The sequence below is a fragment of the Mycobacterium sp. SVM_VP21 genome (assembly GCA_024758765.1).
Classification (GTDB): domain Bacteria; phylum Actinomycetota; class Actinomycetes; order Mycobacteriales; family Mycobacteriaceae; genus Mycobacterium; species Mycobacterium heraklionense_C.
Genome location: CP101406.1, coordinates 2,377,394 through 2,389,643 on the forward strand (window position 1 = coordinate 2,377,394; position 12,250 = coordinate 2,389,643).

Annotated in this window: 12 protein-coding genes; 3 read left to right on the forward strand and 9 right to left on the reverse strand. The window is 68.2% G+C overall.

Annotated features, from left to right (window positions below):
- Positions 1-377: 377 nt before the first annotated feature.
- A complete protein-coding gene (locus tag NM962_10930; GenBank protein UVO14449.1) occupies positions 378-1,634 on the forward strand; it encodes a DUF4143 domain-containing protein in 1,257 nt (418 codons plus the stop codon).
- 330 nt (positions 1,635-1,964) lie between these two features.
- Complete coding sequence (locus NM962_10935; GenBank protein ID UVO14450.1) at positions 1,965-2,666, forward strand: phosphoribosyltransferase; 702 nt, start codon at positions 1,965-1,967, stop codon at positions 2,664-2,666.
- Here the strand turns inward: NM962_10935 and NM962_10940 are convergent.
- The gene (locus NM962_10940) at positions 2,663-3,007 is read right to left on the reverse strand and encodes a hypothetical protein (protein UVO14451.1); all 345 of its coding nucleotides are present in this window, start codon (positions 3,005-3,007) and stop codon (positions 2,663-2,665) included. The genes NM962_10935 and NM962_10940 overlap by 4 nt on opposite strands.
- A gap of 44 nt (positions 3,008-3,051) precedes the next feature.
- Positions 3,052-3,852 (reverse strand): DivIVA domain-containing protein, encoded by an 801-nt coding sequence (locus tag NM962_10945; protein ID UVO14452.1) that lies wholly within the window; start codon positions 3,850-3,852, stop codon positions 3,052-3,054.
- A gap of 519 nt (positions 3,853-4,371) precedes the next feature.
- On the opposite strand from NM962_10945, the gene NM962_10950 reads away from it, so the two are divergent.
- Positions 4,372-5,169 carry a DUF2249 domain-containing protein gene (locus NM962_10950; protein UVO14453.1) on the forward strand — a complete coding sequence of 266 codons (798 nt, stop codon included), beginning with the start codon at positions 4,372-4,374 and terminating at the stop codon, positions 5,167-5,169.
- 15 nt (positions 5,170-5,184) lie between these two features.
- On the opposite strand, the gene NM962_10955 is transcribed toward NM962_10950, so the two are convergent.
- The 7 genes from NM962_10955 to murG all read right to left on the reverse strand — a co-directional run bounded on the left by NM962_10955 (position 5,185) and on the right by murG (position 12,249).
- On the reverse strand, positions 5,185-5,475 hold the full coding sequence (locus NM962_10955; protein ID UVO14454.1) for a YggT family protein: 291 nt from the start codon (positions 5,473-5,475) through the stop codon (positions 5,185-5,187).
- 70 nt (positions 5,476-5,545) lie between these two features.
- Positions 5,546-6,208, reverse strand: coding sequence for a cell division protein SepF (locus NM962_10960; GenBank protein UVO14455.1), 663 nt, complete (start codon positions 6,206-6,208; stop codon positions 5,546-5,548).
- A gap of 156 nt (positions 6,209-6,364) precedes the next feature.
- Positions 6,365-7,072, reverse strand: a complete 708-nt coding sequence (pgeF, locus tag NM962_10965) for a peptidoglycan editing factor PgeF (GenBank protein UVO14456.1) — start codon at positions 7,070-7,072, stop codon at positions 6,365-6,367.
- 10 nt (positions 7,073-7,082) lie between these two features.
- Positions 7,083-8,246: a cell division protein FtsZ gene (gene ftsZ / locus NM962_10970; protein UVO14457.1), complete on the reverse strand. Its 1,164-nt coding sequence runs from the start codon at positions 8,244-8,246 to the stop codon at positions 7,083-7,085.
- Between the two features lie 304 nt (positions 8,247-8,550).
- Positions 8,551-9,564 (reverse strand): cell division protein FtsQ/DivIB, encoded by a 1,014-nt coding sequence (locus NM962_10975; protein UVO14458.1) that lies wholly within the window; start codon positions 9,562-9,564, stop codon positions 8,551-8,553.
- Positions 9,561-11,045: a UDP-N-acetylmuramate--L-alanine ligase gene (gene murC / locus NM962_10980; protein UVO14459.1), complete on the reverse strand. Its 1,485-nt coding sequence runs from the start codon at positions 11,043-11,045 to the stop codon at positions 9,561-9,563. Before murC ends, NM962_10975 begins: the two co-directional genes overlap by 4 nt.
- A 58-nt stretch (positions 11,046-11,103) precedes the next feature.
- Positions 11,104-12,249, reverse strand: a complete 1,146-nt coding sequence (gene murG / locus NM962_10985) for an undecaprenyldiphospho-muramoylpentapeptide beta-N-acetylglucosaminyltransferase (protein UVO14460.1) — start codon at positions 12,247-12,249, stop codon at positions 11,104-11,106.
- Position 12,250: the final 1 nt, after the last annotated feature.

Sequence of the window (12,250 nt, forward strand, 5' to 3'; positions counted from 1 at the left end):
CCCACAGCCGAACGGCCGGCGAGATCTTCCAAGAGGCGGCATATCTGGTGCGCAGGCGCGCCATCCAGATGTCGAAGCTCGCCGAGCGCCACCGTCGCCGCGGCTATGCCCACCGAACCAGTCAAAGTCCTCCTACAAGTCCCCAGCAACACGGCTGAACGCGGCGTCAGACATCCCGGCTCGGTTTAGCAGCAACCAAACCAAAGTCGCGAAATAGATGGCCGGGCCTTTCCGTCAGCGCCCTCAGCGACCGCGAAGTCGACGTGGTGCTTGTCGATCGCCCAGCTCGTCGCGAGGGGCATCCGCGATCAACAAAATGTAGTGACAGTTTTCCACAAAATATAGTGATATATGCCCACAAACTGTAGCCTTTAGCCATGGAGTATCGCCCCCGAGTCGCTGACCAGCTCCTGGCCGACCGTCTCACTTCCGCCGGCGCTGTTGTACTGGAAGGCCCGAAGGCGTGCGGGAAAACCTGGACGGCGCGCCAATTCGCCGCCAGCGAAGTCCTGCTCGATGTCGACTCGAATGCCCGCGACGCGCTCGACGCGGACCCAGCCCTGATTCTCGAGGGCGCGTCGCCCCGCCTCGTCGACGAATGGCAGATCGGCGGGACCCCGCTGTGGAATCACGTGCGGCGCGCTATCGATGACCGGCAATCAGCCGGACAGTTCATCCTCACCGGCTCGTCGACTCCGGCCGACGACGTGACACGACATAGCGGGGCTGGAAGGTTCGCCAGGATCGCGATGCGCCCGATGTCGCTGTACGAGGTCGGCGATTCCACCGGCGAAATCTCTGTGGCCGGCCTCCTGACTGGAAAGCACACATCCTGTCCAGACCCCGGACTGGGGGTACGAGACATTATCGATCGCATCGCAGTCGGCGGCTGGCCCTCCAACCTGGGCGGCTCCGTCGACAGCGCGCTGCAGCGCAACATCGACTACCTGGATCACGCACGCGAAGTCGATATCCCATCGATTTCTGGACCGCGACGCGACCCCGAACGCCTGCGACGATTACTAACGTCACTGGCGCGGAACACCGCAACCGAGGTAAAGATCTCCGCACTGGCGCGGGAAACGTTGGGCGACAACGAAACAGCACTCGCTCGAACCACTATCTACGATTACCTGGCCGCGCTCGACCGGCTCATGCTCATCGACGACGTGCCAGCCTGGTCAACGCACCTGCGATCCAGGGCGACGCTGCGACAAGAACCCAAACGTCATTTCGTCGATCCTTCACTTGCCGTCGCCGCACTCGCCAGCACCCCGAAACGGCTACTGGACGACCTCAGTTTCGCCTGCTTCCTGTTCGAGTCCCTCGTCGTGCGGGACCTGCGGGTACTGTCGTCACCCCTTCGCGGAACCGTTGCGCACTATCGGGACAGCAACGGCGTAGAGGTCGATGTCATCCTTCAGATTCCCGATGGGACGTGGGGGGCATTCGAAGTGAAACTCGGCCCCGGCCGAGTCGACGACGCGGCCGCGTCCCTGCTGAAATTCGCTTCCACCGTAGATACGGAGAAAGCCGGTGAACCCGCCGTCCTCGGCGTCATCACCACGGCGACCTACGGCTACACCCGCAAAGACGGTATCCAGGTAATACCCATCGCCGCCTTACGCCCATGAAACACACGAACCGCAATTGACGAGATCAACGACTCAGCTGAAACACCTCAACCCGTGTCGCAGATAGACAACCTCCCTCGGACACATTTCTTGCGATGAGTCGGATCATCGGCTACGGCCCGCTCCGACCATGCGGGTTGCGCCCGGCTTTGAGCGACAACTACTGCAGTGAGCCGGGATTGACCGGAAGTGTCGCTCAAAGCCGGGCAACGCCCCTGCCGGCCGGCGGCAAGGTAGGCCCGCCAGCAGAACCAGTCGCCGCTTTTGGCCGGCTGCGGCATGGCCGAGCTGAGTCACTAAAGCCCCAACCGTCGTAGGCTCGATGGGGAGATGACTCGTCCAGGCGCGTACCTTCGCCAGCCGGCGCCACGCACCTTCCGCGACCGCCGTGACGCCGGCCGGGCCTTGGCCGATCTCGTAACGGCCTCCCTGCCCGGCGTAGCGGGCGCCCAGGGCGTGGTGGTGCTGGGATTGGCCCGCGGTGGTGTTCCGGTGGCCTGGGAGGTCGCCACCGCTCTGGGGGCGCCGCTGGACGTCTTTCTGGTCCGCAAGCTCGGTGTCCCGCAGCAGCCCGAATTGGCGATGGGCGCGCTGGCGGGCGGCCAGGTGGTGATGAACGACGAGGTGGTCCGCAGCCTGGGGATCAGCGATGACGAGATTCAGTCGGTGATCGACCGCGAGACCACCGAATTGCGGCGCCGCGAACGTGTCTACCGCGGGGATCGGCCGGCGGCCGATCTGCGCGGCCGGGTGGTGATCTTGGTCGACGACGGCATCGCGACCGGAGCGAGTGTGCTGGTGGCGGTGCGAGCGGTCCAGGCGGCCGCACCTGCCTCGATCATCGTCGCCGTGCCAGTGGCACCACGCTCGGCGTGCCGCAAGATAGCCCAGGAAGCCGACGACATCGTGTGCGTCACGACGCCCGACGCATTCGATGCCGTGGGGCAGGTCTATCGCGACTTTGGCCAGACCGATGACGATGAAGTCCGCGACCTGCTGGCCGCGCCGACTACGGGCCGAGCAGCGGGCTAATCGGCCGGGTGCGCAGCGATATCGTCGGCGGTCTCTTCGGCCGCCTCGGCGGCCTCAGCGTCGAAGTCCGCCACCTCGGCGGCGTCGGAGCTCTCGACGTCAACAGCGTCGTCATCGTCGGCAGGCACCTCGGACTCCTCGACGGTGTCCCCGGCATCCGCGGAGGCCTCGACCGCCGGGGCGTTCGCGCGCCGCTCCCGCAAGGCGTCCACGACCAGTAGCAGTACGCCCAGCACGCTCGCACCGATGCAGACCCACGCCACCAGCGCATTGCTGGTGACGACGGCGAACACCAATGCGGCAAGGCCGATTACCGCCAATACCAATGCGATCACCAGCATCGAATCACCTCCAGTCCGACGGGCGAACTACTCGACTCCGACGGTCAGTTGGTGCCGCGGTTGAAATGGTTGAACCCGCCACCGTCGCCGGAGGCGCTGCTGTCGACAGGCGCCGCCGAGCCGCGCTGACCCAACTCCTCGAGCTGGGATTCCAGGTAGGTCTTGAGCCGGGTGCGGTACTCGCGCTCGAAGGTGCGCAGTTGCTCGAGGCGACCTTCCAGCACGGTGCGCTGCTGGTTGATCGTGCCCATGATCTCGGAGTGCTTGCGCTCGGCGTCGGCCTGTAGAGCGTCGGCCTTCTCCTGAGCCTGGCGCAGCTGGGTCTCCGAACGCGTCTGAGCGTCGGACAGCATGGCGTCGGCGCGCTGGCGAGCTTCGGTGACCGTCGTCTCCGCGGTCTGCCGTGCCTCGGTGAGAATTTGGTCGGCGTTGGCGCGGGCGTCGGCCATCAACTTCTCCGACTCGGCCCGGGCGGTTCCGGTCAACCGGTCGGCAGTGTCCTGGGCCAGGCTCAGCACACGCGCGGCCTTGAGGTGCTGCTCTTCGGTACTCGATTCCGATGCCACCGGCGCGGCGACCACGGGCTGCGGCGCCGCCGGCTCCGGGGGCTCGTACGCCGGGATCGACGGAATCGACTGGGCGCCGCCACCGGCACGGGCCGCGGCCAGATCCTGGTCGAGTTCGCTCACCCGCTGACGCAGGTCGGCGTTCTCCTCGATGAGGCGCGTCAGCTCGGTCTCCACCAGGTCCAGGAAGGCGTCGACCTCGTCCTCGTTGTAGCCGCGCTTCCCAATCGGCGGTTTGCTGAACGCGACGTTATGTACGTCGGCCGGTGTTAGTGGCATCCTCTGCCCCCTCGAGTCAGGTAGTTAGGTAGCGCCGATCGGGCACGATAGTCGACCGGGAAACGCTCGCCGTGTGTAACTGCCGTCCATCCTGTCACATCCGCCGCTGCGCTCGGCAATGTGAACGATATTAAGAGTGAATTTCAAATTGCTGCCACAAAAATCACGCTTTGGCAAACGGAAGCCCTGAGGGTGATCGGCGATCCCGGCCGGCCAGAGGTGCCGGCAGATCACCGAGGCCAGACCAAAACCGCCGGGAACTGGACCTCGTGCCACCGCCGACAGTCAGGCGCGGTCCCGCCCTTCCAACCGAGGGCAGCAAAGTGCATAGGCGTCCAACCAGCGAAATGTGATCTATTTCGCTACGCACCCAAACGTGTCGCCCGCCGATTCCCGGAGCCGCGCCCGGGCGGCAGGGCTACCGGTGCGGCCACCTGCGCCGTATTATTCACAATCTCGACCCGTAAATATTCATGACGAGGTCGAACCGTGCGGGACCGACCGGAGGGACACTCGGGAATGACAACCAATGACGTGGTCATGGCGACCAGCGCAGCGGACTCGGCAGCCGTCGATGACATCCGATCTCGCTACGCGGAACTCCTCGGCCGCCAGGCCGCCCTGGGTGCAGCGTTGTTCACTGCGGTCGCCGGGCCGACCTTCGACGAGGCTCACCGGGCCGTGCAGGCGTCCATCGACCAGGCGGTACGACCCCACCTGCACGCCGCGGTGGGGCTGATCTTTCCCGCCGCGGCCGGCGTCGAGCGGTCGCGGCTACTGGTCGAAGGCCTGCTGGGTGACATCCAACTGATCGAGCAGGTGGCGGCGCGCATCGCCCACGGCACTGACCGGGTTCAGGTGGTCGCACACACCGAGGTCCTGCGCGTACTGCTGGAGGCAGCGCTGGGCAAGGTCGCCGACCTGTTGCTGCCCGCGCTTGCCCAGGCCAGCGGCGTCTCGCTGGCCGCGCTGGCCGCCCAACTGCCCGGCCTGGGTGACGTCGCCTCCGGGGCCGCTCCCATGGGCCAGCCCGGCCCCGCGACCCACGGGCCCCACGACCACGCCGGGTGCGGCTGCGGCGAGGAGGACGACGAGATCCCCGAGCTCGACGTGCGAGAGGTTCCGCACGCCATCAGGCATGCGACGGTGTTCGGCGCTTTCGACGCGGTTCCGGTGGGCGGATCGATGCTGCTGGTAGCCCCGCACGACCCGATTCCGCTGCTTCGCCAGCTGACTGAGCGCAGTGGTGGCCGGCTGGCGGTCGGCTACGAGGAGCGTGGACCGGAGGCGTGGCGGTTGCGGCTGACCCGGGTCTGACCCCCGCTCCTGAGCCTAGGCGGCGTGCTGCAGGGCCAGCTCCATCCCGACGAATGCGATCAGCAGCAGCACCATGATCGACAGATCGATGCGCACCGCCCCGATGGTCAACTGCGGGATGAGCCTTCGCAGCAGCTTCACCGGCGGATCGGTGATGCTCATGATCAGTTCCAGGATCACCACGGTGGCACCCGTCGGGTGCCAGTCACGACTGAAGGAGCGGATGAATTCGATGACGATTCGGGCGATCAGCAACAGCCAGAAGACAAATAGCGCGATACCAAGAATCGTGAAGAACAACGCCAACGGAATGCGACCTTACTGACGAGGGTGGACCCGCATCAGCAGTGCTGACCGGCTCGACTGCTGTTCCAGCCTACCGATAGGCGTAGAAGCCGGTCTCGGCGATGCGGCGACGCTCCTCCGGAGACACGTCGACATCGGCCGGAGACAGCAGAAACACCTTGGTCGCGACCTTGTCGAAGGAGCCACGCAGGGCGAAGGCGAGACCTGCCGCAAAGTCGACCAGCCGCTTGGCGTCGGCGTTGTCCATCGACACCAGGTCCATGATCACCGGGGTGCCGTCGCGGAACCGCTCGCCGATGGTGCGGGCCTCGCTGTAGTCCTTTGGCCGCAGCGTGGTGATCTTCGACAGCGGGCTGCTCTCGTCGAACATCTGCGCCATCCGGCGCGGCTCCATCGCCAGGGCGCCGCGGGTCGAGCCGCGCAGCGAGGAGAATCGGCGCTCGAAGTCGCGGGGACGGTCGAACTCACGCGCCCGGTAGCGGGGGTCGTCCTCGTAGCCGCCGCCCCGGTAGCCGGCGGGCGCGTCGTCGTAGTCGCGGTCCTCGAAGCGGTCGTCGTAGCGGCTATCCGAGCGGCCGCCGACGCGGTCGAAGACGTCCTCGCCGAACCGCTCTGCCCGAGGTGCGTAGTCACGCGACCCGGCGCGGTCATCGCCGTCGTCGTAGTAGTCGTCGTCGTAGTCCTCCATAGGAGCCATCCCGAAGTAGGCCTTGACCTTGTGGAGTGTGCTCATCCTTTAGACCCTTCTAGGCTGATGACTGTGATGAAGGTGTGACTGAAGTGACTAATAACGGTGACGGTAACGGCAGCGAGCGGGTTGGCGCGGCACCGACACGCGGACAGCTCCCACCGGTTTCATCCACCCCCTCCAGCGACCTCTACCGTGCACTCATTCCAGCCACACCAGGGACGCCAGCCGGCCGGTGAGTCCGTCGCGACGGTGACTGAACAGTTTCGCATCCGCCGCCGTACAACGCGGGTCCGCGTCGATGGACTCCACGCCCAATCCCCTTAGCTGACGCGCGATTCCGGCCCGCAGGTCCAGCCCGACAGTGCCCGCCGACGTGACGGTGCGACTGCCCGGCAGCGCCGCCTCGACCTCGTCGGCCAGCTCTGCCGGCACCTCGTAGTGCAGCCCACTGACGGCCGGGCCCAGCAAAACCGAAACGTCGCCGGCTCGCGCCCCTGCCGCCAGCATGAACTCGAGCGCGCGAGCGACCACACCGTGCTGCGCCCCGACCCGGCCGGCATGGACTGCGGCGACCACGCCGGCCCGGGCGTCGGCCATCAGCACCGGAACGCAGTCGGCGGTCACCACCGCCATCGCCAGCCGGGGCACGCCTGTGACCAGAGCATCGGTGGCGTCGATCGGGGTATCACGCGGCCCGTCGACGACCACCACGTGATCGCCGTGAACCTGGTTCATCCACACCAGCCGATCGGGACCGAGGCCGGTGGCCTTGGCCAGCCGCGCGCGATTGGTCGCCACCGCAGCCGGGTCGTCACCGACGTGGTCGCCGAGGTTGAAGCTGTCGAACGGAGCCTTCGACACGCCACCGGAGCGGGTGGTTGTCACCCGCCGGATGCGAAATGTCATGGGGTAAAGGCTAGTGCCGCATGAACGGCGGCACGTCGACGTCGTCGTCATCGCAGCCGTCGTCACCGTTGCGTCCGCCGACGCTGACCGTCGCACCGTTGGTGGGAGCCGGCACACTGACCGCATCCACCGGGTCGAACAATGATGTGGTGACCTTCCCGGCCTGACCGGGCGCCATCGCGTGCCGGGCCGCACCGGACGCGCCGGTCACCGGCTTGCGTCCGGAGCCTGCCGAGTCGAAGCCGGCCGCGATCACGGTCACCCGGACCTCGTCGCCGAGGGAGTCGTCGATCACGGTGCCGAAGATGATGTTGGCCTCGGGGTGCGCGGCGTCCTGAACCAGCGATGCCGCCTCGTTGATCTCGAACAACCCCAGGTCGCTGCCGCCGGCGACCGACATCAGCACGCCCTGGGCGCCCTCCATCGAGGCCTCCAGCAGCGGCGAGTTGATCGCGATCTCGGCGGCCTTGAGCGCGCGGCCGTCGCCGCGGGCCGATCCGATGCCCATCAGCGCGGTGCCGGCGCCGCTCATGATGCCCTTGACGTCGGCGAAGTCGACGTTGATGAGGCCGGGGGTGGTGATCAGGTCGGTGATGCCCTGGACACCGTTGAGCAACACCTCGTCGGCGCTGCGGAACGCGTCCATCAGCGAGACCTGGGCGTCGCCCATCTGCAGCAGTCGGTCGTTGGGGATCACGATCAGGGTGTCGCAACTCTCGCGCAGCGCACCGATGCCGTTCTCGGCCTGGTTGCTGCGCCGCTTGCCCTCGAAGGAGAACGGCCGGGTGACCACACCGACGGTCAGCGCGCCGAGCTTGCGCGCGATGGTCGCGACCACCGGTGCGCCGCCGGTGCCGGTGCCGCCGCCCTCCCCGGCGGTGACGAACACCATGTCGGCGCCGCGCAGCAGCTCCTCGATCTCGTCCTTGGCGTCTTCGGCGGCGCGGCGGCCCACTTCGGGGTCGGCGCCGGCACCGAGGCCGCGCGTGGAGTCACGGCCGACGTCGAGCTTGACGTCGGCGTCGCTCATCAGCAATGCCTGCGCGTCGGTGTTGATCGCGATGAACTCGACGCCCTTGAGCCCCTGCTCGATCATCCGGTTGACGGCGTTGACGCCGCCACCACCGATACCCACGACTTTGATGACGGCCAGATAGTTGTGCGGTGGGGTCATCGTTCGTCTTCCTCCCTGGTGGGATTGGAGTCCTCTCTCGGGCCGGGGTTTGGCGCGGAACTCCCCGATTCTGTCTTCAACAAAACCCTCAACCTCAACCAAAGGCTTAGAGTTATGTCAAGTTGTTCCGCGCAACCGCCACACTAGGGCCGCCTGCGCCGTCATCGGCGCCGACGCGCCGAGACGCGTCCGGCGAATTTTCCTGCACTTCTCTACCGGCCGCCGCCCCTCGCCGAGCGCCAGTCTCCCGACACCCTCACGGCGTGTCGCGTCGTGAGATTGGCGCTCGGCGCTGAGGGGCGAGCTACCGGACGGTGGGCAGGTCCGGGCTCGACACGTCATAGGTGTGGCCGGGCTGGGTCAACAACGCCGCCAGCTTCTGGGCCTTCTCCGCCGTGCGGTCGGTGTTGCCCCAGACCACCACCCGGCCGTCGGCCAGCGTCAGCGTGATCGACGCCACCGACGGCGCGGCCACCCGGCTGATCTGGCCGGCTACCTCGGGCGCCAGCGAGGTCATCACCTGCAGGGCGGCCAGGGTGGACGGGTCCGCCGGGCCGGGATTGTCCACATCGAAGAACGGCAGCATTCTCGGCGGCGCGCCGGTCGCGAAGTCGACGCCGTCCCGGTCGAACAGGTGCGGGCCGTCCGGAAAGTCCTTGTAGACCACTGGGACCCGCTCGACCACCGCGATCCCCAGCACCGAGGGGTACTGCCGCTGCACCCGGGTGCTGGCCACCCGTCGGATCGCCGCGACCCGGTCGGCCACACTGCCGGTGTCGATCTGCAGCAACGGCGTTCCCAGCTGCACCCGCGCCACGTCCAGCACTTCCTCACGGGTCACCGTCGCGATGCCGGTGACCTCGATCTCGCGCACCGACATCAGCGGGGTGAAATACAAGATGAGCCCGAGCCCGACGACGAGCACCGCCGTCAGGAAAACCGCCAGCGCCATCTTCAGACCCCGAATGGTGCCGCGGGGAACGCCTTTGGCCGGTTCGGCAGAACCCGTTCGCAGTCGCCGCTTGGCCTCCCGACGGGCCTGTTCGATCGCCTCGGCACGCGCCTGCGCGGCGCGCCGCTCGGCGCGTTCTCGGCGGGCCCGGCGCCGCGGTCCCTCCGCTTCGGCGGGCTCGTCGGCAGCTTCAGCCTCTTCTTCGTCCGCGGCGACTGCGCCGACCTCGCCCTGCGGGACAACGTCCGGGTCCGCTTCGGTGGCTTCGGTGGCTTCGGCTTCTTGCGATGCTTCGCTTTCGGGGACGTCCGCGGCGCCGTCCGGATCCTCCGGTGGAACCGCCGGGGTTTCGGGCGGCACGCTCACAGCACGCCCGGGCTGCCGGGAGGGATTCGATCGGTGCGCGCCCGCAGCGCGGTGACGATCTCCGGGCCCAGCATGGTGACGTCGCCGGCTCCCATCGTGATGATCACGTCACCCGGACCGGCAGCCGCGGCCACCGCCTCGGGCACCGCGGAGAAGTCGGGCAGGTAATGCACCGGCACACTGACATGTTCGGCGACGCTGGCGCCGCTCACCCCCGGCAACGGCTGCTCGCGCGCACCGTAGACATCCAGGACGAAGACCTCGTCGGCGCCGTCCAGCGACCGGCCGAACTCGCCGGCGAACTCCTTTGTCCGCGAATACAGATGCGGTTGGAACACCACCAGGCTGCGCCCGGTTCCGCACTCGTCCAGCAGGGCGCGGACCGCGGTCAGCGTCGCGGCGATCTCGGTCGGATGGTGCGCGTAGTCGTCGAAGACCCGAACCGATCCCGTGACGCCTGCCGACCCGACCAGCTCGAATCGGCGGCGCACCCCGTCGAACCCGGCGAGGCCGTCGAGCACCGCATCCAATGGTGCGCCGACCTCGACCGCCGCCAGCAGTGCGCCCAGCGCGTTGAGGGCCATGTGGCGTCCGGGCACCGACAGGCGCATCGCCCTGCGCTCGCCCGTTCCGGCCAGCACGATCTCGGCGACCGCCCCGGTCCCCCGCTGCTCCCAACTGACCAGCTCGCCGTCCAGCGCCGCCATGCCGGGGCCTTCGGTGCCGTAGCGCAGGACCCGGATGCCCTGTGCCGCAGTGCGATCGGCCAACTCGGCGCCGCCGGGGTCATCGACGCACACCACAACTGCCCCGCCCGGCGCGATGCGCTCGACGAACGCGTCGAACACCTGCGTGTAGGCCTCGGCACTGCCGAAGAAGTCGAGGTGGTCCGCCTCGATGTTGGTCACCACCGCGACGTTGGGGGTGTACTCCAACAACGAGCCGTCGCTCTCGTCGGCCTCGGCGACGAACAACGGCCCGCTGCCGTGATGGGCATTGGTGCCGGCCTCTGCACCGGCAGAACCCAATTCGCCGCCGACCGCGAACGACGGATCCAGCCCACAGTGTTGCAGCGCGACCACCAGCATCGATGTCGTGGTCGTCTTGCCGTGGGTGCCGGTGACCATCAGCGTGGTGCGCCCGGCCATCAGCTTCGCCAGCACCGCCGGTCGCAACACCACCGGGATGCCGCGACGACGGGCCTCGACGAGCTCGGGGTTGGTCTTGGGAATCGCCGCGTGGGTGGTGACCACCGCGGTGACCCCGCCGGGCAGCAGATCCAGGGCCGACGCGTCGTGACCGATGCGCACCTGCGCGCCGCGGGCCCGCAGCGCATGAATCCCGCGGGACTCCTTGGCATCCGAGCCCGAGACGAGCCCCCCGCGGTCCAGCAGGATGCGGGCGATGCCGGACATGCCCGCTCCCCCGATGCCGACCATGTGCACCCGACTCAGCTCCGGCGGCAGTTGCGAGGAGCTCATGCGCCACTCCTCGATCGCCGGGCGCTCGCGACATCCAGCGCGACCCTGCTCATGCCGCTCACTGGCCGCCCCTCGCTGCGCTCGCGACTTCCAGCGCGACGGAAGCCACCCGTCGCGCCGCCTCCGGGTGCCCGGCCAGCACCGCGGCGCTGGTCATCGCGGTCAGCCGCGCGGTGTCCGTGAGCAGCCCGGCGACGGTGTCGGCCACGAAATCCGGGGTCAGCGAGGCGTCGTCGACCAGGATTCCGCCCCCGGCGTTGACCACCGGAAGCGCGTTGAGGCGCTGTTCGCCGTTGCCGATCGGCAACGGCACGTACACCGCGGGCAGCCCGACCGCCGACACTTCGGCAACCGTCATCGCCCCGGAGCGGCAGATCGCCAGGTCCGCAGCCGCGTACGCCAGGTCCATCCGGTCCAGATAGGGCACCGCGACGTAGGGCGGCTCACCCGCGCCGGCCGCCGGCAGGTCCAGGGTGTTCTTCGGTCCGTGCGCGTGCAACACCGAAACGCCGGCAGCGGCAAGATGTTTGGCTGCCCCCGCCACGGCCTGGTTGATCGAGCGGGCACCCTGCGAGCCGCCGAAGACCAGCAGCACCTTAGCGTCGTCGGCGAAGCCGAACTCGGCTCGGGCTGCCGCACGCAGCGCAGCCCGGTCCAAGGTGGTGATCGCCGCCCGCACCGGCACCCCGACCACTTCGGGGTGGGCCAGACCGCAATCAGGAACGGCCGACAGCACTCGCTGCGCGCCCCGGGCGCCGACCCGATTGGCCAGGCCGGCTCGAGCGTTGGCCTCGTGAATCACCACCGGCACCCGGTTGGCGCCGAGACCGCGCGCGGCCAGATATGCCGGCAGCGCCACGTATCCGCCGAAGCCGATCACCACGTCGGCCTGCACGTCGCGCAGCACCGCCCGGGTCTCCCGGACAGCGCGCAGCACCCGCAGCGGCAGCCGGGCCAGATCGGCGTTGAACTTGCGGGGCAACGGCACCGGGGTGATCAACTCCAGGTCGTAACCGCGGGCCGGCACCAGCCGAGTCTCCAGACCTCGGGCGGTGCCCAATGCGGTGATCCGGACGTCGGCGTCCAGTGCACGGAGCGCGTCGGCGACCGCCATCGCAGGTTCGACGTGGCCGGCAGTGCCCCCGCCTGCGAGGACTACCGATAACGACGCACCGCGGTCCGATGAGATGACCGAGTCGTTCACT